We start from the raw sequence: 22,601 nt of genomic DNA, 5'->3' as shown, positions 1-22,601 counted from the left end.
GTCCGTTAAATACTACTTCAGTCGTCGTTTCAGTTGAGCAAGATCCATGATACGAGTAGAAATTTCTTCAACGGAGTAATCAGTACTGTTGATATAGGGAATACGCTCCTTGCGATAAATCCGCTCAATCGTGTGGATTTCAAACTGACATTGCTGACTGGACGAATAACGTGAGTTCGGGCGTCTCTCGTTACGAATACCAGCCAGTCGGCCGGGGTGTATCGTCAGTCCGAATAGTTTGTCCCTGTGTGGTTGCAAGGGTTTGGGAAGCCTGAGTGGTTCATCCAGATCTTCTTCTGTGATGGGATAGTTCGCTGCAAAGATACCAAACTGCAGACCCAGGTAAATGCAGGACGGAGTTTTGCCACTTCTGGATGCTCCCAGCAGAATAATATCCGCTTTGTCATAATTTCTTGTTTTTGCTCCGTCATCATTATCAAGAGCAAATTGAACGGCTTCTATACGTCGGTGGTAACTGTGGCTGTGAGTTGTGGAACGTTTCTTGCCTGTTCTATAGAGAGGGTGTTGACCAAACTCATGCTCAAGGCCCGGTAGAAAAGTTTGGAAGAGGTCTATTATATAGGCACCACTCGTGTGGAGTATGCGACTAACGTCTTCATTCAGTACTGTCATGAAGACGACAGGTCTAATTTGTTCTTCTTTGTGAATACTGTGGATCTTCTCAATCAGCTGAATGGTTTTTTCAGTTGAATCTATATAAGGGAAGGTAACGTGTTGAAACTCATGACCTTCAAATTGCGCGAGGAGGCTCTGTCCGAACGACTCTGCAGTGATTCCGGTACCGTCTGAAACAAAAATTGCCGTTCTTTTCACTTTTTTTCCTTCAAGGTATTTCATTTTATAACAAAATCTAACATAGTGTACCTGCCGAAACACGGAAGCGATAGGCTGGACTGAATTTGGTATATCAGACGGTTGTCTTTTGTACAAGAAAGCCAAGCGCCGGCCATAAGCATACAAGCGCACCTGGCTAGCCGAAACAGCCATAAGCAGATAGAAAAGAGCGGGGAATGCTGCTTTGAATAATTTTGTAGTGGGCCTGGAAACTCTGGGCATGGGTGACGTCGAAAAAGTAGGCGGGAAGAACGCCTCTCTGGGCGAGATGATCAGTGGTTTGAGCAAAGTCGGGGTAAAAGTCCCTGGTGGTTTTGCAACAACGGCAGAGGCTTATCGGGACTTTCTCGATGGCAATGGACTGTATCAAAGAATTCATAGCCTTCTGGATGACCTGGATATCAATGATATCAGGGCACTGACCACGGCTGGTGCAAAAATACGTCGCTGGATTATGGATGAGCCTTTCAGGCCGGAACTGGAAGAGTCCATTATCAAAGCTTACCAGTCTCTTTCCGGAGATGATGATCTGCCAGTGGCGGTTCGCTCCTCGGCAACGGCGGAAGACCTTCCAGACGCCTCTTTTGCTGGTCAACAAGAGACTTTCCTGAATATTCGCGGCGCAGAAAACGTATTGGTAGCTGTTCGCGAAGTGTTTGCTTCACTTTTTAATGACCGAGCTATTGCTTACCGTGTTCATCAGGGCTTTGATCACAGGAATGTGGCGCTGTCTGCCGGTATTCAGAGAATGGTACGCAGCGAGACCGGTTCTTCCGGGGTTCTCTTTACTCTGGATACTGAGTCTGGTTTTGATCAGGCTGTATTTATTACGGCTTCTTACGGTTTGGGGGAGACGGTCGTACAGGGTGCCGTCAATCCGGATGAATTTTATGTCTACAAGCCTGCAGTCAAAGCCGGACGCCCTGGTGTTTTGAGGCGTACCCTGGGCAGCAAGGCGATTAAGATGGTATACGGCCGGGGCAGTTCTGCAGGGCGTTCGGTAGAAACAGTTGATGTGGATCTGGATGCCAGAGGGCAGTTTTCTATCAGCGATGAGGACGCCACCGAATTGTGCCGTCAGGCCATGGCTATTGAAGCGCATTACGGCTGCCCAATGGATGTCGAGTGGGCTAAAGATGGTGATGATCAGCAACTCTATATTGTACAGGCTCGCCCTGAAACCGTGCAAAGCCAGAATAGTGGCAGAAAACTGGAAAGTTACATCCTTAGAGAGAAGGGGGAATTGCTGGTTGAAGGTCGCAGTATTGGTCAGAAAATCGGTCAGGGCAAGGTTCGCCTGATTGAAGATATTGATGAGATGGACAAGGTTCAGCAAGGCGATGTGCTGGTTACTGACATGACTGATCCTGATTGGGAGCCGGTGATGAAACGGGCATCTGCCATCGTGACGAATCGGGGTGGCAGAACCTGTCATGCGGCTATCATTGCGCGTGAGCTGGGCATTCCTGCTGTTGTGGGTTGCGGCGATGCGACTTACAGGCTCAGGGAAGGTGCTTTGGTAACGGTCTCCTGTGCAGAAGGTGATACGGGTTTTATTTATGAGGGCTTGTTGAACTTTGAACATAAGGTCAGAGATCTGGATGTTATGCCGGAACTGCCTTTTAAGCTGATGATGAACGTGGGAAATCCAGACCGTGCTTTCAGCTTCTCTCGACTGCCAAATAAGGGAGTAGGTCTGGCCAGGCTTGAATTCATCATCAACAAGATGATTGGTGTGCATCCCAAAGCCCTGCTGAATTTTGAGCGGCTGCCTGCGGATGTGAAGCGTCAGGTGGGGGAGCGCATTTCAGGCTATGGCAGTCCGGTAGACTTTTATGTTGATAAGCTGGTGGAAGGCGTCTCTACCATTGCCGCAGCCTTTGCTCCGGAAAAAGTCATTGTTCGCTTATCTGACTTCAAGTCCAATGAGTACTTCAATCTGTTGGGTGGCCATCTCTATGAGCCCCATGAAGAAAACCCGATGCTGGGCTTCCGGGGAGCGTCACGTTATATCTCTGAAGATTTTCAGGATTGTTTTGAACTGGAATGCCGGGCCATGAAGCGGGTTCGTGATGAAATGGGGCTGGCCAATGTTGAGCTGATGGTGCCATTTGTTAGAACGCCGAACGAAGCAGCTCAGGTGACTGCCATCATGGAAAAGTTGGGTCTGAAACGAGGTGAAAACGGTCTGCGAGTCATCATGATGTGCGAGCTGCCTTCCAATGCGTTGATGGCAGAGGACTTCCTTCAGTACTTTGATGGTTACTCCATTGGTTCCAATGATATGACTCAGCTAACTCTGGGTCTGGACCGGGATTCTGGCTTGATTGCCCATCTCTTTGATGAACGTAATCCGGCCATCAAGCAGTTATTGTCGATGGCTATTCAGGCTTGTAGAAAGCAAGGTAAGTACATAGGTATTTGCGGTCAGGGCCCCAGTGACCACCCTGATTTCGCCAGGTGGCTGATGGAGGAGGGTATTGAGACAGTATCCCTGAATCCGGACTCTGTGCTGGAAACCTGGTTGTACCTTGCTGATAATGGATCTCAATAGTTTGATGCAAAGATGAAGCTCGCAATGCGGGCTTCATCATCTCTGTTTATACTGACTATTCAATTCCCTTGTCTTCTTTACTCTCCTGATTCCTGTAGACTTTTTGCCATCAGATCCTGTCTGTAAAAATAAGGAAAGAAGAATGACCCGGTTTACTACCCCTGATCTTTGTGATGAATTTCCCGAACAGGTTTCCGTTGCTGAATCTGGTTTCAGAAACTTTGGTGGCGTTAATGCTTTTCATGGGCAAGTCGTGACCCTGAAATGTTTTGAAGATAATTCCCTGGTGCGTGAGTGGGTAGGTCAGCCAGGAGAGGGCAGGGTGCTGGTAGTTGATGGCGGGGGGTCCATGCGCAGAGCCATGCTGGGCGATATGCTGGCAGAGCGAGCCGTTGAAAACGGTTGGGCAGGGATTATTATTTATGGCTGCATCAGGGATGTCGATATCATTGCCGATTTGTCATTGGGCGTTCAGGCGCTGGGTTGTCATCCCATGAAAACGGATAAAAAGGGGGTGGGTGAAAGTAATCTGGTGGTCTCTTTTCATGGTGTTGATTTTGCACCCGGGGGTTATGTCTACGCCGATAATAATGGAATTCTGTTCTCTCAGGAAAGGTTGATTTGATAAGCTTCTTCGCTTTTAGATCACCATAAGATTTATGAGTAGCGAAGTTTTATCCCTGATAATGAAAGAGCAGAGCAGAGCTTTTTTAATAAAAAAGGCTCTTCAGGTATTAATGTTGTAAATAAGTCTCATGAGTTAGCTGGAATAAGTAAAATTGTTAAGAGATAATTTAATGGGTTCTTGAGAAGTAAATATTCAACAGGGTTCTGTTCAGCAAAGGCCTACCTCTTGGAATAGTTACCTCAATTCAGGGTGCAGACCCTTATACTTTGACAATTTCCGGTAGAGCAGGTCATGCAGTGGCAGTCCCTTTGGGCTTTCGTAAAGATGCTATGCATAAAGCATCAATATTAATAAATCGCTCATATGAGCTGAGTTGCAATAATGATTTTATGCTGACAGTAGGTAGGATTATTACTCCTATTGCTATGATATTTTTGCCTTTTTTTGAAAAGCCAAGTCATGTTTCTGAAGAGAATGTAAAATATTCAGGTGTTGAAAAGGCTGTGCATTTATTAACAAAAACTCTGATAGTTTTAGGAGAAAAATAATGGGTTTTGAAGTTTGGGTTTTATACTTGGTTTCAATTTTTCTGGTCATTATGATACCAGGTCCTTTATCCTTGTTGATGGTTTCCAATTCTGTGCGTTATGGAATTATTAGATCATATCCCTCTTTTTTAGGTGGAACTGCTGCATCATCCTTGTATTTAGTTGTGTCCGCAACTGGGTTAGGCGTCATAATTACTGCTTCTGATCATTTATTTATGATGCTGAAGGTTTTAGGTGCAGTTTATTTGGTATATCTGGGATTTATGACTATCAGAGGATCTATTAATAAAATACCTGAAAGCACAACGGATTTTGAGTCTGGCGAATCTCCAAAATTTAATAATTTATTTAAAAAATCATTTTTTTAGGGGTAAGTAATCCAAAAGATATTATCTTTTTCATGGCCTTCTTGCCTCAATTTATTTCATCAGAAAAACCATTGTTGGATCAAATTGTAATTGTTGTTGTGACTTGGATGCTGGTAGATTTAGTTTGCAAATTACTCTACGGTCTTCTAGCTATAATCATAAAGCCTATTCTAAGAACAGAAAAGAGCAAATCTATATTTGATAGATCTACAGGTGCTTTCTACATAATAGCGGGCATTGCAGCAGTATTGATTGTTTAGCTGCTTTTTTCAGATTCTAAAGCCTTATTTTAATGAGGTGATATCTGATTTTTACAGCAGGATTGGGTCATTGTTGAATGATTCTGGCGTACTCTTCAATATCGATGTTTCCTCCTGAGGCAATGATCACGGTTGTCTTTTCTCTGAACTTTTCTGAGTGCTGTAACAGTGCTCCGAGTCCGATAGCGCCGCTGGGTTCGAGGATAAGTTTCATATTAAATGCAGCAAATCTAATGCCTTCATTTACAAACGCTTCATCAACGGCCAGCCCTGCGACCTCAGAATTCTGTACGATCAAGAGATTTGTTTCACCGGGGCTCAGGGCTTGAAGAGCGTCACAGGAGCTGACGAGATTGCCATTTGCCCTGGCCCGACGACCTTGTTCAATCGACAAGGTCATTCCTTCATATCCGGACGGTTCAATAGCCAGTACCTGAGTTTCAGGGTAGTTGACGGTGTTAAAGACCATACTTGAGCCTGCAACCAGACTGCCTCCACCGGTTGGACATAACAAAAAGTGGCAAGTCTCACCAAGCTGCTCAAGCTGTTCGGAAGTTTCTATAGCGACAGCGGACTGACCTTGTATCAGGGTGGCATCATCAAAAGGGTGAAGAAGAGAGTAGTTATGCTGTTGGGAGAGTTTAACGGCCTCCGCAGCAGCTGCCTCCTCTCTGGATGGTTGAGATTCATCACAGAGTTTGACTTCGGCGCCGTGGGCAAGGGCACTGTCTATTTTGTTCTTGGGGGCATCGGCGGGCATAACAATGTGAACATCAATGCCCAGAATTTCGCCTGCTGCGGCCAGCCCTCTGGCAAAATTGCCGGAAGAGTAGGCAACGACGCCGCGTGATTTCTCCTGTTCAGTCAGCTGCAGCAGTCTGTGAAGGGCTCCCCTGAATTTGAAAGCGCCGGTTTTTTGCAAAGATTCAGCTTTCACAAATACTTTGCCCTGGACTCTTGCTCCCAGCTCTTCGCAGTGAATCAGAGGTGTCTTTCGAGTGTAGCTCTGCTGGCTTTGGTAGATTTTCTTCAGGGTTTTCAAACCAGGGGTAGACAGGGGGGTCGGCATAGGGGTTCCATTTTGTACAACTCTGTACAGGATAGACACTATGCAGGAAGAAGGGGTTCCTATCGGTTTGGAAAATTGTGCGTGATCAGAAGCAGCTCTTCATCTCTTGAGAGATTAAGAGCTGCTGTCAGCTGGTAAACATCGTGGGAAATCCAAAAACTCCCCATAATCGGTTGAGTGACTAGCGGTCTTTTTGAATCACGTGCGTGATATGGTCAAAGTAACCTGTACCCACTTCTTTCTGGGGGCATAAGAAGGTGTAACCTCGTTCAAATGCCGCCTGCTCTGGTTGCTGAACCATCTCCGCATAATGTTTCATGCCCTGCCCCTGACCATAGTGGTAGGCCAGATCGAACATGTTGTGCCACATGCTATGAATACCCGCCAGTGTGATGAACTGAAATTTGTAGCCCATCTCACTCAGTTCATCCTGGAAGCGGGCAATAGTTTTATCGTCCATGTTCTTTTTCCAGTTAAAGGAAGAAGAGCAATTGTAGGCCAGCAATTGATCCGGGTATTCGGAACGGATAGCCTGGGCAAAGGTTCTGGCCTCATCCAGATCCGGTGACGCCGACTCGTACCAGAGAAGATCAGCAAAAGGTGCGTAAGCCAGTCCTCGGGCAATTGCCTGTTCAATTCCCTTGCGGGTGCGATAGAAGCCTTCTTTGGTTCTCTCACCCGTCAGGAAAGGTCGATCATAGTCATCAATGTCGGAGGTGATCAGATCAGCCGTGCTGGCATCGGTTCTTGCCATAAGCAGAGTGGGCACTCCGGCAACATCGGCAGCTAGTCGGGCAGAAATCAGTTTGTCGACAGCTTCCTGAGTAGGGACAAGCACTTTGCCACCCATGTGGCCGCACTTTTTGACGGAAGCCAGCTGGTCCTCAAAGTGAACGCCTGCAGCGCCGGCTTCGATCATGCTTTTCATTAGCTCATAAGTGTTACGGACTCCGCCAAAGCCATCTTCACCGTCGGCAATAATAGGGGCGAACATATCTGTGTAGCCTTCATCGCCGGGTTCGATGCCGTTTTTCCATTGGATCTGGTCTGCTCTCATGAAACTATTGTTCATTCTTTCAATTAACGCCGGTACTGAGTCTACCGGGTAGAGAGATTGGTCGGGATACATAGAACTGGCTGAATTATTGTCCGCGGCCACTTGCCAGCCGGACAGGTAAACGGCTTCCAGTCCCGCCTTAACCTGTTGCAGTGCCTGACCCCCTGTCAGTGACCCCAGACTGTTAACGTAACCCTTGCGTGATTTATTTTCGTAGAGTAAAGTCCAGAGCTTGTTTGCTCCCATTTGCGCAAAGGTATTTTCTACCTTTATAGAACCGCGCAGACGGACCACATCCTCAGCTTTGTAGGTGCGTTTTACGTTGGCCCAACGAGGATTTTCTGACCAGTCCTTTTCGATGCGGGCAATCTCTTCAGCGCGATTATAAGTAGACATTGTATCGCCTCTCCTGAAAGTCAAACGGTTGTTTGTCAAGGCAATTTCAATCTATAACAAAAGATAACAAACTTGATAATTTATTATCGTTATAGTGGATATTCTCATCGAAAATACCACTTTACCCCTTCTTTAAAGGCTGAGTCTTTTACTAAAGGAATGCTTTCCAATAGACAGAAAGTTGCTTTCAAAGGCTATAAAACCGGCCTTTCTGGGTTCGGTTGTCCTGAGAAGGCCGTCAAAGCAGTTATCACCGCTCATAACAGTGAATGAGGGCGGTTTTTAGAATCAAGCGATTGTTTGACTTTGTGGCGGGGATATCTCTATTCTTGGCCGTCTGGCGAACCGCTTCAGGATGTAAACAAAAAATATGAACTTGGCTCGTGTCGATCTGAACCTGCTAGTGTATCTGGATGTGCTTCTGCGAGAAAGAAGTGTCACCAAAGCGGCTGAGCAATTGGGCATAACCCAGCCAGCTATGAGTAATGGGTTGAAAAGACTCAGAAGTCTGTTTAATGACCCTTTGTTGGTAAGAACCAGTGAGGGTATGTCGCCTACAGAGAGGGCTCTCGCCCTGAAACCTCAGATTGCAGACGCCCTGAAACTTTTGGAGCAGGCTGTCCTGCCCAGGGATGCTTTTAATCCCGGAGAAAGTTCCAGAGTGTTTCGTGTTATGGCCAGTGATTATTCTGAATCTACAGTGATCCCGATGGTGCTAAAAAAGCTCAGGTCTGAGGCTCCGGGCATCACCCTTGATATTCTCACACCCAGTGATGTGACCTTTCATGATGTGGAACATGGTCGTGTTGATATGGCCATTAACCGCTTCAGTCATATGCCGCAATCTTTTCATCAGTCACTGATCTGGGAAGACTCTTTTTCCTGTGTTCTGAGTCGGGACAATCCGGTTATTAATAATTTCACTCTTGAGAGTTATCTGTCTGCCCAGCATATTTGGGCAAGTAAAACAGGTATGGGTGTTGGGGTGGGTATTGATCCAAAAGATATTCAGCAACTCGGGTGGGTTGATGAGGCACTGTCGGCAATCGGTCACAAACGTGATATCAGGGTTCTGACGAGGCATTATCAGGTAGCCATGTTGCTTTCCTCTCAAAATGACCTTATTGCGACTCTGCCCAGTAAGTTGGCTGAATTACACCGTCATGAAGATGAGTTGGTGGTTTTGCCGCCTCCGTTTGAGATTCCAGCTATCCAGCTTCGTATGGCCTGGAGTCCTTTGTTGCATCACGATGCAGGGCACAACTGGTTACGGCAGGTTATCAAAGCGACTACTCAGCAATCTCATCAAGAAGCTGAGTCTGCTTGATAACATATGATAATTTGTGTGAAATAATTCACCGCATTGTATGGAATATCATGTTAACTGGTGTTAATCTTTGACTGCCTCTGAGCGATGAAGGCTTGTTGACTGTTCTGCCTGTCGAAATCCTGATCGCACCTACACGAGACTCACCGAAAGGTAAAACAAAATGAACTGGTTAACACAACTGGACACAGAGCATACTCTCTTCGCAGTGGCTGATGAGTGCATTGAGAATACATCAGAAAGCTACTACCTGATCATTGCCGAGCAAAAGCAGGAATCCCATCCGGACGATTAAGTCCCGGAATGTAGAAAGGCCGCCATTGTGCGGCTTTTCTGTGCATAAGCTTTGTTAATAATTGCTATTTATTGAAAAAATATCATATATAACTGAGTTGAATTGGTCATCACTTGTCGGTTCAAACAGAATAGTGTCAGGCTTGAGCTGTCGGGTTTTTTGCTGAAATCGGGCGGTTTGTCTCAAGAATAACAGCGTGTAGAAGGAAGGCGTATGGCTGATCGTATTCAGATCGGAGGTTTGCAGGTAGCGGCCCCTATCCACAATCTTTTGGTTGAAGCTATCGAGGGCACTGGAGTGACTCCAGAGGCCTTCTGGTCAGGTTTTGAGCGTGTTTTGGATGAGTGCGTCGTTGAAAACAGGGCTCTGCTGCAGAGGCGAGAAGCTCTGCAAAATCAAATTGATCAGTGGCACAAAGAGCATAAGCAGCAGCCACATGATCCTTCTGCCTATAAACAGTTTTTGTTGGAAATTGGATATCTACAATCTGAAGGCGGAGACTTTGAGATTGCGACGGAAAATGTTGATACAGAAATTGCATCTCAGGCCGGACCTCAGCTGGTTGTTCCAGTGATGAATGCTCGTTTTGCCCTGAATGCAGCGAACGCCCGTTGGGGAAGCCTTTACGACGCGCTGTATGGTACCGATGCTATTCCGGAAAATGATGGTGCTGAACGCGGCAAGGCCTACAACCCCGTCCGGGGGCAGAAGGTCATTGCTTTTGGTAAGGCGTTGCTTAATCAGGCGGCACCTCTGGTCAAAGGAAATCATTCCGAGGTAACTGGTTATGCTATTAAGGAAGGCGAGTTGGCACTTTCTCTGGGAGATGGTAGTGTCACGGCGCTGGCTCAGCCTGAAAAGTTTGTTGGCTACACAGGGAGTGAAAATGATCCCGGCAGCGTTCTGATCAAAAACAATGGCCTCCATATTGAGATTCAAATTGACCGTCGATCCCCAATTGGGGTGACCGATGCTGCTGGGGTGAAAGATCTGGTGGTAGAAGCAGCTCTTACAACCATCATGGATTGTGAAGATTCCGTGGCTGCCGTAGATGCCGAGGATAAAGCACTGGTTTATCGGAACTGGCTCGGATTAATGAAAGCTGACTTGCAGGAAACGTTTGTTAAAGGTGACAAAACCTTAACTCGCAAGCTGGTGGCTGATCGCAACTATACATCCCCTGCAGGTGAAGCGTTTTCTCTGCACGGTCGGAGCCTGATGTTTGTTCGAAATGTCGGACACCTGATGACCACTGATGCCATTCTGGATCATCAGGGGAATGAGATTCCGGAAGGCATTATGGACGGCATGTTCACTTCACTGATTGCCATACACGATCTTAAAAAGCAGAAAGGTATCAGAAACTCTCGCACGGGCAGTGTTTATATTGTTAAGCCAAAAATGCACGGACCTGAAGAGGTAGTCTTCACCAATAGGTTGTTTGGTAAGATTGAGGAGGTTTTGGGTCTGAGGGAGAATACCCTGAAAGTTGGTATAATGGACGAGGAACGTCGTACTTCTGTTAATCTCAAAGCTTGTATCCGGGCTGCCAGAGATCGCGTAGTCTTTATTAATACAGGCTTCCTTGATCGTACCGGAGATGAAATTCACACCAGTATGGAAGCTGGTCCAATGATTCCAAAAGGTGAGATGAAGCAGTCTGCCTGGATCAATGCCTACGAGGATCAAAATGTTGAAGTAGGTCTTGATTGTGGTCTGGCCGGTCGAGCCCAGATTGGTAAAGGTATGTGGGCTATGCCGGATGAAATGGCCAAGATGCTGGCGACTAAAATCGGACATCCCCAGTCAGGAGCGAATACGGCCTGGGTGCCTTCACCTAATGCCGCGACGCTGCACGCAACACACTATCATTCCGTATCTGTCATTGAAGTTCAGGAGTCTATAGCTGAGCGTCAGAGAGCGAGTCTGGATGATCTTCTGACTATACCTCTGCTGCAGGACAGGTCTTCTCTGACAGAAGATAGGATTCAGCAGGAGCTGGACAACAATGCCCAGGGTATTCTCGGTTATGTCGTTCGTTGGGTAGATCAGGGTGTGGGTTGTTCAAAAGTGCCAGATATCCATGATGTAGGCTTGATGGAAGATCGTGCAACACTGCGCATTTCCAGTCAGCATATGGCTAACTGGATGAGGCATGGTGTTTGCTCTGAGGAGCAGGTAATGGATGCCTTGAGGCGAATGGCTAAAGTAGTCGATGAGCAGAATGCCGGGGATCCTGAGTACTGCCCTATGGCTGTCGATTATGATGCCAGTGTCGCTTTTAAAGCGGCGTGCGAGCTGGTCTTGAAAGGTTGTCAGCAGCCCAATGGTTACACTGAACCGGTGCTGCATGCGAGAAGGCGTGAGTTTAAAGCCGCTGCAAAATGAAATAGCTGAACGGTTATCAACAAGGCCCTCAACTGAGGGCTTTGTTGATTTGAAACAGTCTGCTTCACTTCGCTATCGTCAGATCAGATTGCTTTGGCTTGAGTGGCTGCGTTACCCAAATAGTTGCCAGGTGTCAGCTTCTTCAGTTCTGCTTTTACCTCAGTTGGCATGTCCAGCTCATCAATAAAGGTTTCCAGAGTCGTCCGGGTGATACCGTCCTGACCACGAGTCAGAGCCTTGAGTTTTTCGTAAGGCTGGTCGATGCCATAGCGGCGCATGACGGTCTGGATAGGTTCTGCCAGAACTTCCCAGGCATTATCCAGGTCTTCATTCAGACGGTCGGCATTGGCCTGAAGCTTGCCAATACCTTTCAGAGTGGAAGCGTAGGCAATCAGGCTGTAACCCAGGCCGGCCCCCAGGTTGCGCAGAACGGTTGAGTCTGTCAGGTCACGCTGCCAGCGGGAAACAGGCAGTTTCATTGCCAGATGCTGCATGACGGCATTAGCAATGCCCAGGTTGCCTTCAGAGTTTTCAAAGTCAATTGGATTGACTTTGTGGGGCATAGTAGAAGAGCCTACTTCGCCGGCCACGGTTTTCTGCTTGAAGTATCCCAGAGAGATGTACCCCCAAATGTCACGATCAAAATCGATCAGGACGGTGTTAAAGCGACAAATGGCATCAAAAAGTTCAGCGATGTAGTCGTGAGGCTCAATCTGGGTGGTATAGGGGTTCCATTCCAGGCCCAGGCTGGTGACAAACTTTTCAGCATGATGCTGCCAGTCAACTTCAGGGTAGGCGGACAGGTGAGCATTGTAGTTACCTACGGCGCCGTTGATTTTGCCCAGTGGGGTGATCCGGATTATTTGCTGAACCTGACGGCGTAGACGGTAGGCTACGTTTGCCATCTCTTTGCCAAGCGTAGTGGGAGAGGCTGTTTGTCCGTGGGTGCGGGACAGCATCGGTTGATCGCTATGCTGATAAGCAAGGTTTTCGATTTCTTTGATGATTTGTTGCATCGGCGGCAGTACCGCTTGTTCCATGCCGGTCTTCAGCATCAGTCCGTGGGACAGGTTGTTGATGTCCTCGGAAGTGCAGGCAAAGTGAACAAACTCACTGATAGCAGACAATTCGTTGTCATCTTGTACCTTTTCTTTGATCAGATACTCAACGGCTTTAACATCATGGTTGGTGGTGCGCTCAATTTCCTTGACGCGCTGGGCATCTTCAAGGGAAAAGTTGTCGATCAACTGGTCCAGGAGGGCGCTAGCTTCGTTGGAAAGCGCCGGAACTTCACAGATTTCGGGGTGACTGGCCAGTGCCTGTAACCATTTAACTTCAACAGTTACCCGGAAGCGGATCAGGCCATACTCACTGAAAATGCTTCTCAGGCTTTGGGTTTTGTCCCCATAGCGACCGTCGACGGGGGAAACAGCAGTCAGTGCAGACAGCTCCATGTTTAACATGCCTTATGCTCGTAGAAAGGGCGCATCATAACGGAAAACCGCCAACGATGCAGGGTGGATGATTCGGTTATAGCTGATTCAAGCCATTCAATAGTTTTTTTCTGCTGAATAATAACTGCCAACGGCTACCACCTGTCTGGCGCCACAGGATGGCTGACCGTATCCCGGCAAATAAAATGGCGCGTATCTTGTCAGCATTGCCAGGGTTTTGCAGGTGTTGGATATCGCCTGAAACCTGTACTCTTGTTTTAAAAGTACTGATGGTATCGAGATAAATACTGGCAAGGTTGGCAATTACATTCTCATGAAGGATGCCAAAGTGGTTGGCCTGTTCCTTGCAGCGCTCCAGGCGCTGGGAAATCTTACTCAGCATATTGCGATTGCGGGAAAGTTTGCGTTCGAGGTGTATCAGGGTCAGTGCGTAGCGGACGGTGTCGGCCTGGATTGCGTCGGCCTGACGCTGGAGGACGTCGTTTAGAATTTTTCTGCCAGCGAGTAGACTCTGGTAGCCATTGAAGACATCTTCGACACGGTCAGGAGTGGTGACAAACAGGCTGCCAATCAGCGGCTCCAGCGACTCTTGACTGATTTGCCCGCTTTTGGCCAGACGTTCTACAAGGCCAGCAGCCTGGAAAATGGCTGAGAGGGCAGCTGCCTGTTCCTTTGTTGTGTATTGCACCTGAGTTTCTCTACCTTATGCGTGCTTTCTCTATCCGGAAGGTCGCCTGCTCCCGGATTTGGAGAGTTGAATTCGTAGAACCGATTGATGGCTTATTGAATGTGGGCTTCACTCAGAGAGTGGTGCCTGGTTTCAATGACTCCGCCGCCCAGACAAATATCATTTTGGTAAAAAACGACAGATTGTCCCGGGGTAACTGCTCTTTGGGGTTTGTCAAAAATCACAAAATATCTTCCGTCTGTCTTTTGCTCAAGGCGGCAGGCCTGGTCCTGCTGGCGATAGCGGATTTTGGCGGTTAACCTGGCTGGCAGTTCGGGCGCTGAACCTGCGATCCAAAATATTTCACAAGCAGTCAGGGCTTCTGAAAACAGCATGGGGTGATTATTGCCCTGTGCAACGATTAGCCGATTGTTCTCAAGGTCTTTATCAACGACATACCAGGGGGATTCTGAAGCGCCTTTCAGTCCACCAATGCCAAGGCCCTGTCTTTGGCCAATGGTATGGTACATCAAGCCCAAATGCTCGCCAATTATTTCACCCTGATCGGTCGCAATGCTACCTGGCTGAGCCGGAAGGTATTGTTTCAGGAAGTCACGGAAGCGGCGTTCACCAATAAAGCAGATGCCGGTACTGTCTTTCTTGTTGTGGGTGGTTAGACCGTGTTTTTCTGCAATGCGGCGAACTTCAGGCTTTGCTATTTCTCCCACTGGGAACAGGGTTCTGGCCAGCTGTTTGCTGCCAACCTGATGCAGGAAATAGCTTTGGTCTTTGTTGGTGTCAAGACCCTTTTTTAGACAAGCCTGACCATTAGTGCTGTCGCTGCGAGCGTAGTGGCCCATGGCGATATAGTCAGCTTCCAGTGTCTGGGCATAATCCAGAAAAGCCTTGAACTTTATCTCCTTGTTGCAGAGGATGTCAGGGTTAGGGGTACGTCCGGCCTTGTATTCCTGCAAGAAGTGCTCGAAGACGTTGTCCCAGTACTCAGCAGCGAAATTAGCTTTATGGAGTTTAATGCCGATTCTGTCACAAACGGCTTGAGCATCTTCCAGATCGGTCATGGCTGTACAGTATTCAGTGCCGTCATCTTCCTCCCAGTTTTTCATGAACAGGCCTTCTACCTGGTAACCCTGCTCTTTGAGCAGAAGTGCAGATACGGATGAGTCTACACCACCGGACATGCCCACGATTACACGGGTGTCCTTGAAGCTTTTTTCAGAAAAATTGGTACAAGTGTCTATCATGGTTACTGTATGGCTGGATCAGGAAGCCGGGCATTGTACCTGTCCGGCAAATTCACTTCTATAGAGTCTTTCGATGCGCAAACAGAAGATTGTGTAGCAAAACTACATTTATTCCTTACGCTCATTGGTATATCTTATAGGCGATAACGTCAAAAGCGTTACGGGGCTGTGCAAATAAAGTGATAAATAGTGGTCGTCAAACTCCACTTAAACCCCTCCGCAGAGGCACCACAGCCAGTTGTTTTTTGGAGATAACATGACAACAGATACAACCAGAATTATTTACACTATTACCGACGAAGCTCCCGCCTTAGCCACCTATTCACTGCTCCCAATCATCAAGGCTTTTACCCGAGCCGCTGGCGTAGCTGTTGAAACCAAAGATATTTCACTGGCTGGTCGAATCATTGCTAATTTTCCTGAGAAGCTGAGTTCAGAACAAAAACAGAGTGATGCCCTGTCTGAGCTGGGTGAACTGGCCAAGGTGCCTCAGGCAAACATCATCAAGTTGCCAAATATCAGTGCTTCTATTCCGCAACTTACGGGCGCGATCAAAGAGCTTCAGGAGCACGGTTATGACATTCCGAATTTTCCTGTAGAGCCTGGGAATGCTGAACAAGAAGCGATCAAAGCTCGCTACGCTAAGGTGCTTGGTAGTGCGGTAAACCCGGTTCTCCGTGAAGGGAATTCAGATCGCCGTGTTGCAGCTCCTGTCAAAGAGTATGCGAAGAATAACCCTCATTCTATGGGTGTCTGGTCTGCTGATTCTAAATCTCACGTTGCTCACATGCAAAGCGGTGACTTCTACTCCAGTGAACAGTCAGCTGTTATGCCCGAGGCAACAGATGTAAGAATAGAATTTGTTGGCGAGGACGGCTCTGTTTCTGTACTGAAACCGGTCACGAGCCTGCTGGCTGGTGAAGTTATTGACAGTGCTCTCATGAGTGTGAAGGCTTTGAGAGCATTCTATGAATCTTCTGCTCAGGAAGCTAAAGAGCAGGATATTCTTCTGTCACTGCACCTCAAAGCCACCATGATGAAGGTTTCTGACCCGATCATGTTTGGTCATGCAGTCACAGTCTTCTTTAAAGATGTGTTTGAGAAGCACGCTACCTTATTTTCAGAGCTGGGTGTTGATCCAGACAACGGTCTCGGTGACGTTTATGCCAAGATTGCCAAACTACCTGCTGACCAACAGGAAGAAGTAAAAGCGGATATTCAGGCTGTCTACAACACCCGTCCTGAGTTGGCAATGGTAGATTCCGATAAGGGTATCACTAACCTGCACGTACCGAACGATGTCATTATCGATGCGTCTATGCCTGCCGCCTTGCGCTCTTCAGGTCAGATGTGGGGTCCCGATGGCAAGCTGCATGACACTAAAGCCATGATTCCTGATCGTTGCTATGCAGCCATCTATCAGGAGGTCATCGATTTCTGTAAGAAAAACGGTGCTTTCGATGTTGCCACCATGGGCAATGTTTCCAACGTAGGTCTGATGGCTCAGAGAGCAGAAGAATACGGTTCTCATGACAAAACCTTTAAGGCGCCTGCAAACGGCATTATCCGTGTTGTAGAAGAGTCCGGCAGCACAGTGTTTGAGCACAATGTTGAAGAGGGTGACATCTGGAGAATGTGTCAGACCAAAGATGCGCCGATTCGCGATTGGGTCAAGCTGGCTGTTAACCGTGCCCGAGCAACAGGTGCTTTGACTCTGTTCTGGTTGGACCAAAACCGTGCTCACGACGCCAACCTGATTGCCAAGGTTAACGAATACTTGAAGTTTCACGATACTAAGGGCTTGGATATCCGTATTCTGTCTCCGGTAGAGGCTTGCCGCCTCAGCATGGAAACTATTCAGGCGGGTAAAGATGCCATTTCCGTAACCGGTAACGTTTTGCGAGATTACCTGACCGACCTGTTCCCGATCCTGGAGCTGGGGACCAGCGCCAAAATGCTCTCTATCGTACCTCTGCTGGCTGGCGGTGGTCTTTTCGAGACCGGTGCTGGCGGTTCTGCGCCCAAGCACGTCCAACAGTTTGTTAAAGAGAATCACCTGCGTTGGGACTCTTTGGGCGAATTTCTGGCTATCGCTGTATCGCTTGAAGACATTGCGGTTAAAACCGGAAATATCAGGGCCCAGATCTTGGCTGACACATTGAACGCTGCAATTGGTCAATATCTGGATGCTGACAAGTCACCTTCGAGAAAAGTGAAAGAGCTGGACAACCGCGGAAGTCATTTTTACCTGGCTCAGTTCTGGGCAGAAGCACTAGAGGCGCAGGAGGCGGATCAGGATCTCAGCAGTAAGTTTTCCGTTCTGGCAAAAGAGCTTGTTGAGAAAGAAGAGCAGATTGTCTCAGAACTGACAGCTTGCCAGGGTGGTGCTGTTGATCTGGGTGGCTACTATGAACCGGCTCCAGCTAAAGTCACTGAAGCCATGCGTCCAAGCGCTACCTTTAATGCAGCAATTGATGGTCTGATTTAGTTTTTGATCTTCTTTCTGTGCATAAAAAATGGCTGCAGACTTTCACTGTGGTCATTTTTTTGCCTGTCAGATCAACTGATTATTTTTCTGATTCTTTGTCTGTTTTATTTCGGCTGTCAGTCGATGGTATTAACGAAGTCAATAGCTTTTGAGATGACGATTGAAGTAAATAGTTTTTCTTTGCTCTCAGCGTGTTTAGAATGGAGGTCAGGGCGTTGTGCTTTTGACGTTTGTACGTCTCGACACCTGGTTACAGGCGGTCCAGAGCCTGGTTAATTAAGCTGTAAATTCACCTGGAAGCGAGTGCAATGCAGCAGATAGCAGTTCATCAATACATGAGTAATTTTGAGTGGCTTCGTCTAAGCTTAGAAAATGAAGGGACAGAGCAGGAAGGCGATCATGATGTCGCACTGGCACCAGCTAAAGCCAGAGTCAAACCGCCCGCTATGTATCAGGTACTGCTCTTGAATGATGATTTTACACCGATGGATTTTGTGGTTGAGGTCCTGGAGAAATTTTTCAGCATGAATAGTGAACAGGCGACACAGGTCATGCTGATGGTTCATACGCAAGGCAAGGCTGTATGTGGATTATTCAGCAAGGATGTGGCTGAAACCAAAGCCCGGCAAGTCAACGAGTACTCCAGAGAATTCCAGCATCCCCTGTTGTGCAAAACAATTAAGGCCGATTAGTGTTCTCAGGGTAATATCATATGCTCAATAAAGACCTCGAACTGACTCTTAACAGTGCTTTTCGTGATGTAAGAAGCAAGCGGCATGAATTCATGACCGTAGAACATCTGCTCCTAGCACTGCTTGATAATGAATCCGCATCCCGAGTATTGTTAGCTTGCGGTGTGCAGACCGAAAAGCTGCGTAAGGAGTTGATTGAGTTTGTTGATTCAACAACCCCATTAATACCTGCCAATGATACAGAGCGAGAAACCCAACCCACTCTCGGTTTTCAGAGAGTTCTGCAACGAGCTGTTTTTCATGTGCAAAGTTCAGGAAAAAAAGAAGTCACTGGTGCTAATGTTCTGGTCGCAATATTCAGTGAGCAGGAGAGTCAGGCAGTTTATTTTCTGAAGCAGCAGGACGTTGCCCGAATAGATGTCGTGAATTATATCGCTCACGGTATTTCCAAAATGCCTGGTAATGAGCTGGAAGAATTGGGTGGTGAACTCATGGAGGAAAACACCGACCCCGAATCTGCCGGAAAAGACCCGCTTAAGAATTATGCTACCAACCTGAATGAGCAGGCACGTCTGGGTAAGATCGATCCGCTGGTAGGTCGTGCAGAAGAGGTTGAGCGTGTTTCCCAGATATTGACACGCCGTCGTAAAAATAATCCTCTACTGGTTGGCGAAGCTGGTGTTGGTAAGACAGCCGTTGCTGAAGGTCTGGCAAAAAGAATAGTGGACGGAGAAGTGCCTGAAGTGCTCTCCAGAGCGGTGGTTTATTCCCTGGATCTCGGCTCCTTGTTGGCGGGAACCAAGTACCGTGGTGATTTTGAAAAGCGATTCAAAAAGCTGCTCAGCGAACTTAAAAAGCTCGATAACGCCATTCTCTTTATTGATGAGATTCACACCATTATCGGTGCAGGTGCTGCATCCGGTGGTGTTATGGATGCTTCTAATCTCTTAAAGCCGCTTCTGACTTCCGGTGATCTTCGTTGCATTGGTTCAACGACATTTCAGGAGTTCCGGGGTATTTTCGAAAAGGATCGTGCTCTGGCCCGTCGCTTCCAGAAAGTGGATATCAGTGAACCGAGTGTTGAAGATACCATCGATATTCTCCGCGGCCTCAAGAGCCGCTTTGAAGAGCATCACACTATTGAATACAAGGATGATGCTTTGAAAGCCGCAGCAGAGTTGGCCAATCGTTATATCAACGATCGTCATATGCCTGATAAAGCAATTGATGTTATTGATGAGGCTGGAGCTTACCAACGTCTGTTACCAGAAGAAGAGCGCAAGAAGATCATTGAGGTGGGCGATGTCGAAAGTATTGTTGCCAAGATTGCCCGGATTCCGCCTAAATCTGTCTCTTCTTCTGACAAAGAGTTGCTCTCCAAGCTTGAAAGGAATCTCAAGATGGTGGTCTTCGGTCAGGATGAAGCAATTGTTTCTCTTTCAACCGCGATTAAATTGTCACGTGCTGGTTTGAAGGCACCTGATAAACCGGTAGGGGCTTTCCTGTTCTCTGGGCCGACAGGTGTAGGTAAAACAGAAGTTTGTCGTCAGCTGGCCAAGTCCATGGGGGTTGAGCTGGTTCGTTTTGATATGTCGGAGTATATGGAAGCTCATACAGTATCAAGGCTGATTGGTGCTCCCCCGGGTTATGTCGGGTACGATCAGGGTGGTCTTTTGACAGAAGCGATCAATAAGACACCTCATTGTGTTCTGTTGCTCGATGAAATTGAGAAGGGGCATCCGGATGTGTTTAACCTGCTTCTGCAGGTGATGGATCATGGTACCCTGACAGACAACAATGGTCGTAAAGCTGACTTTAGAAATGTTATCCTGATTATGACGACCAATGCCGGTGCTGAAACCATGACTCGCAGTTCTATTGGTTTCACTGAGCAGGATCATACGACAGATGGTATGGAAGCTATCAAGAAAACCTTTACACCGGAATTCAGGAATCGCCTTGACTCTATCATTCCCTTTGACTCACTGACCGAAGATACCATCAAGCATGTTGTTGATAAGTTCCTGACAGAGCTTCAGGCACAGCTTGATGAAAGAATGGTTCAGATTGATGTTGATGATGAGGCACGTGAGTGGCTGGCAGAAAAAGGTTATGACCGCGCGATGGGTGCTCGTCCGATGGGGCGTGTTATCCAGGAGCACCTCAAGAAGCCCCTGGCGGAACAGATCCTTTTTGGCAAACTGTCTGAGAACGGTGGTTTTGTTCGCGTGACTGTCAAGAAAGGAAGCCTATTCCTGAAGTTCGAACCCGCTAAAAGCCTGGCTTCGGATCTTGAAGTAGTGGATGGTGAGCAGGGCTGAAAAATGCCAGGAGAGGGACAGGGGTGAGGGGCCCCTGTCAGCGGGAACGGTAGGTGATGCGGCCTTTGGTCAGGTCATAAGGGGTTAGCTCAACTTTGACCTTGTCACCTGTCAGAATACGGATGTAGTTTTTACGCATTTTGCCTGAAATATGCGCGGTCACAACGTGGCCGTTTTCCAGTTCTACACGGAACATGGTGTTAGGCAGGGTGTCGATGACAGTGCCTTCCATTTCAAGACTTTCTTCTTTCGCCATTTAAAGTTTGACCTCGGGAATAGAGCGTTGGCTGAATAAATCTGGCAGCATTCTGCCTGAAAACCAACTTTAAAGCAAAGTGAACCCGCTTTTATCCATCTAAATTTATTCTCAGTGTGGGGTGGGCCAACTACTTCAGAGTAACCCAGTGGTTGTTAACATAGACTTCCAGAGGGCGGTATTGAATTTTGTAACTCATTTTTTTGCAGTTTTTGATCCAATAACCCAGGTGAAGGTGCTTAAGGCCCAACTTTTTGGTTTCTTCTATCTGCCAGAGAATACAGTAACTGCCCAGACTTCTGTTTTGGCTGACTTCAGGATCATAGAAGGTATAAATAGCAGAGAGTCCATTCGACAGCTCGTCGGTGACAGCAACAGCCACCAGTTTTTCGTCCAGCCAGAATTTGTAGTAGCAACAAAATTCAGGACAACCTACGAGGAAGGACTGAAACTGTTCCATAGAGGGAGGGTACATGTCGCCATCGCGATGCTGTATGGCGATGTATTTTTTGTAAAGCTGATAGGTTTCATCATCGTATTCGGCTTCGGATCGAGTGACTACGATATCCTGATTTTTTCTGATCAGCTTTTTGTGCTTGCGTTTCGGGTCAAACAGATTAACGACGACTCTGGCCGGAATGCAGGCATTGCAGCCTTGGCAGTGAGGCCTGTATACGTGACGACCACTTCTTCGAAACCCAATGTCGGCCAGGTGTCGGTAGAGTGCCGGATCCAGATCTTTGTCGGGATCCATAAATAATGTTATAGCCTGCTTGTCCTCCAGGTAGCTGCAGTTGTGTGGCTGGGTTGCGTAGAATTTAATATCTTTAAGTGCGCTCATCAGCTTCGGCCGTCCATTGCCCTATCTATTTCCAGTGTGCACTGGTTGCGGGCGTTCGGCAACCGTCTTTCAATGCATTGAGAAATGCATCCCGGCTGATCATTCTTGCACCCAGAGACTCCAGATGGGGGCTGTATACCTGGCAATCGATCAGATGGAAGTTTCTAATCAGTAATTCTTTGCATAGCATAATCATTGCAAGCTTTGAGGTGTTGGTTTTGAAACTGAACATGGATTCGCCAAAGAATACTTTGTCAATTGCGACACCATACAGTCCGCCCGCTAACTTATCGCCTGACCAGACTTCCACCGAATGGGCCAAACCTTCTCTAAAAAGCGTTGTGTAGGCTTCTTTCATTTCTTCGATGATCCATGTGCCTTCCTGGTTGTTTCGCGGAGACGAGCAGGCCGTCATCACCTCACTGAAGGCTTCATCAAAGCTGACTCGATAAGGGTGCTTTTTCAGAAAACGTTTCATTGAGCGGCTGATGTGCAGCTGGTCTGGATAAAGTACCATTCTCGGGTTGGGAGACCACCAGAGAATGGGTTCGCCTTCGTTGAACCACGGAAATATACCCTTCATGTAAGCTTCAGCCAGTGTTTCAGGTGCAAGGTTACCTCCCATCGCCAGGAGACCATCAGGGTAATCCAGAGCCTCATGAACGGCAGGGAATTGAGGTTTATCGGGATCAAGTAGAGGAATCGTTTTGTGCATTATTTCAATAATCGGGTTAAAAAATAGACTAGATTTTCGGCTATTCAACGGATCGGTACGGTAATCTCAGTCTTTGATGGGTGTATTCACTAATGGGCGCTCGTTCTCTCAGAGATTATTTTCATATACTCCTTACCTCTCATCAACAGGAGATAGCTGT

20 protein-coding genes are annotated in these 22,601 nt (G+C 47.4%); 11 read left to right on the top strand and 9 right to left on the bottom strand.

The window, feature by feature from the left end; translation table 11 throughout:
• Positions 1-12: 12 nt before the first annotated feature.
• A complete protein-coding gene (locus KDK16_RS07455; protein WP_257254865.1) occupies positions 13-834 on the bottom strand; it encodes a pyruvate, water dikinase regulatory protein in 822 nt (273 codons plus the stop codon).
• Positions 835-1,039: 205 nt separating this feature from the next.
• Between KDK16_RS07455 and ppsA the strand changes: the two genes are divergently transcribed.
• The 5 genes from ppsA to KDK16_RS13545 all read left to right on the top strand — a co-directional run bounded on the left by ppsA (position 1,040) and on the right by KDK16_RS13545 (position 5,213).
• Positions 1,040-3,409 (top strand): phosphoenolpyruvate synthase, encoded by a 2,370-nt coding sequence (gene ppsA / locus KDK16_RS07450; protein WP_257275390.1) that lies wholly within the window; start codon positions 1,040-1,042, stop codon positions 3,407-3,409.
• Between the two features lie 142 nt (positions 3,410-3,551).
• A complete protein-coding gene (rraA, locus tag KDK16_RS07445; RefSeq protein ID WP_257254863.1) occupies positions 3,552-4,034 on the top strand; it encodes a ribonuclease E activity regulator RraA in 483 nt (160 codons plus the stop codon).
• Positions 4,035-4,303: 269 nt separating this feature from the next.
• On the top strand, positions 4,304-4,585 hold the full coding sequence (locus KDK16_RS07440) for a hypothetical protein (RefSeq protein ID WP_257254862.1): 282 nt from the start codon (positions 4,304-4,306) through the stop codon (positions 4,583-4,585).
• Positions 4,585-4,953 carry a LysE family translocator gene (locus KDK16_RS07435; protein ID WP_257254861.1) on the top strand — a complete coding sequence of 123 codons (369 nt, stop codon included), beginning with the start codon at positions 4,585-4,587 and terminating at the stop codon, positions 4,951-4,953. Before KDK16_RS07440 ends, KDK16_RS07435 begins: the two co-directional genes overlap by 1 nt.
• A 32-nt stretch (positions 4,954-4,985) precedes the next feature.
• Positions 4,986-5,213, top strand: coding sequence for a hypothetical protein (locus tag KDK16_RS13545; protein WP_373690654.1), 228 nt, complete (start codon positions 4,986-4,988; stop codon positions 5,211-5,213).
• A 67-nt stretch (positions 5,214-5,280) separates the two neighbouring features.
• Here the strand turns inward: KDK16_RS13545 and KDK16_RS07430 are convergent, their stop codons facing one another.
• On the bottom strand, positions 5,281-6,282 hold the full coding sequence (locus KDK16_RS07430) for a threonine/serine dehydratase (protein ID WP_257254860.1): 1,002 nt from the start codon (positions 6,280-6,282) through the stop codon (positions 5,281-5,283).
• Positions 6,283-6,463: 181 nt separating this feature from the next.
• Complete coding sequence (gene aceA, locus KDK16_RS07425; RefSeq protein WP_257254859.1) at positions 6,464-7,735, bottom strand: isocitrate lyase; 1,272 nt, start codon at positions 7,733-7,735, stop codon at positions 6,464-6,466.
• 370 nt (positions 7,736-8,105) lie between these two features.
• On the opposite strand from aceA, the gene KDK16_RS07420 reads away from it, so the two are divergent.
• The 3 genes from KDK16_RS07420 (at position 8,106) to KDK16_RS07410 (ending at position 11,745) form a co-directional block, all read left to right on the top strand.
• Positions 8,106-9,062, top strand: coding sequence for a LysR family transcriptional regulator (locus tag KDK16_RS07420; protein ID WP_257275389.1), 957 nt, complete (start codon positions 8,106-8,108; stop codon positions 9,060-9,062).
• 163 nt (positions 9,063-9,225) lie between these two features.
• Positions 9,226-9,357, top strand: coding sequence for a hypothetical protein (locus KDK16_RS07415; protein ID WP_257254857.1), 132 nt, complete (start codon positions 9,226-9,228; stop codon positions 9,355-9,357).
• A gap of 213 nt (positions 9,358-9,570) precedes the next feature.
• Positions 9,571-11,745 carry a malate synthase G gene (locus KDK16_RS07410; protein ID WP_257254856.1) on the top strand — a complete coding sequence of 725 codons (2,175 nt, stop codon included), beginning with the start codon at positions 9,571-9,573 and terminating at the stop codon, positions 11,743-11,745.
• An 83-nt stretch (positions 11,746-11,828) separates the two neighbouring features.
• On the opposite strand, the gene purB is transcribed toward KDK16_RS07410, so the two are convergent.
• The 3 genes from purB to mnmA all read right to left on the bottom strand — a co-directional run bounded on the left by purB (position 11,829) and on the right by mnmA (position 15,128).
• The gene (gene purB / locus KDK16_RS07405) at positions 11,829-13,199 is read right to left on the bottom strand and encodes an adenylosuccinate lyase (protein WP_257254855.1); all 1,371 of its coding nucleotides are present in this window, start codon (positions 13,197-13,199) and stop codon (positions 11,829-11,831) included.
• A gap of 76 nt (positions 13,200-13,275) precedes the next feature.
• The gene (hflD, locus tag KDK16_RS07400) at positions 13,276-13,887 is read right to left on the bottom strand and encodes a high frequency lysogenization protein HflD (RefSeq protein WP_257254854.1); all 612 of its coding nucleotides are present in this window, start codon (positions 13,885-13,887) and stop codon (positions 13,276-13,278) included.
• Positions 13,888-13,979: 92 nt separating this feature from the next.
• Complete coding sequence (gene mnmA / locus KDK16_RS07395; RefSeq protein WP_257254853.1) at positions 13,980-15,128, bottom strand: tRNA 2-thiouridine(34) synthase MnmA; 1,149 nt, start codon at positions 15,126-15,128, stop codon at positions 13,980-13,982.
• Between the two features lie 256 nt (positions 15,129-15,384).
• Here mnmA and KDK16_RS07390 point away from each other — a divergent pair, with 256 nt between their 5' ends.
• The 3 genes from KDK16_RS07390 (at position 15,385) to clpA (ending at position 20,629) form a co-directional block, all read left to right on the top strand.
• The gene (locus tag KDK16_RS07390) at positions 15,385-17,616 is read left to right on the top strand and encodes an NADP-dependent isocitrate dehydrogenase (protein ID WP_257254852.1); all 2,232 of its coding nucleotides are present in this window, start codon (positions 15,385-15,387) and stop codon (positions 17,614-17,616) included.
• A 335-nt stretch (positions 17,617-17,951) separates the two neighbouring features.
• Positions 17,952-18,308 (top strand): ATP-dependent Clp protease adapter ClpS, encoded by a 357-nt coding sequence (gene clpS / locus KDK16_RS07385; RefSeq protein ID WP_257275388.1) that lies wholly within the window; start codon positions 17,952-17,954, stop codon positions 18,306-18,308.
• A 20-nt stretch (positions 18,309-18,328) separates the two neighbouring features.
• Positions 18,329-20,629, top strand: a complete 2,301-nt coding sequence (gene clpA, locus KDK16_RS07380) for an ATP-dependent Clp protease ATP-binding subunit ClpA (protein WP_257254850.1) — start codon at positions 18,329-18,331, stop codon at positions 20,627-20,629.
• Between the two features lie 37 nt (positions 20,630-20,666).
• On the opposite strand, the gene infA is transcribed toward clpA, so the two are convergent.
• The 3 genes from infA to aat all read right to left on the bottom strand — a co-directional run bounded on the left by infA (position 20,667) and on the right by aat (position 22,441).
• Positions 20,667-20,885, bottom strand: a complete 219-nt coding sequence (gene infA / locus KDK16_RS07375; RefSeq protein ID WP_252180026.1) for a translation initiation factor IF-1 — start codon at positions 20,883-20,885, stop codon at positions 20,667-20,669.
• 130 nt (positions 20,886-21,015) lie between these two features.
• Positions 21,016-21,726 (bottom strand): arginyltransferase, encoded by a 711-nt coding sequence (locus KDK16_RS07370; RefSeq protein ID WP_257254849.1) that lies wholly within the window; start codon positions 21,724-21,726, stop codon positions 21,016-21,018.
• 25 nt (positions 21,727-21,751) lie between these two features.
• Positions 21,752-22,441 carry a leucyl/phenylalanyl-tRNA--protein transferase gene (aat, locus tag KDK16_RS07365; RefSeq protein WP_257254848.1) on the bottom strand — a complete coding sequence of 230 codons (690 nt, stop codon included), beginning with the start codon at positions 22,439-22,441 and terminating at the stop codon, positions 21,752-21,754.
• Positions 22,442-22,601: the final 160 nt, after the last annotated feature.

This window comes from Endozoicomonas sp. SESOKO4, from assembly GCF_024606275.1.
Note: the sequence above shows the minus strand (reverse complement) of the source record. Positions and strands in the feature narration are given on the sequence as shown.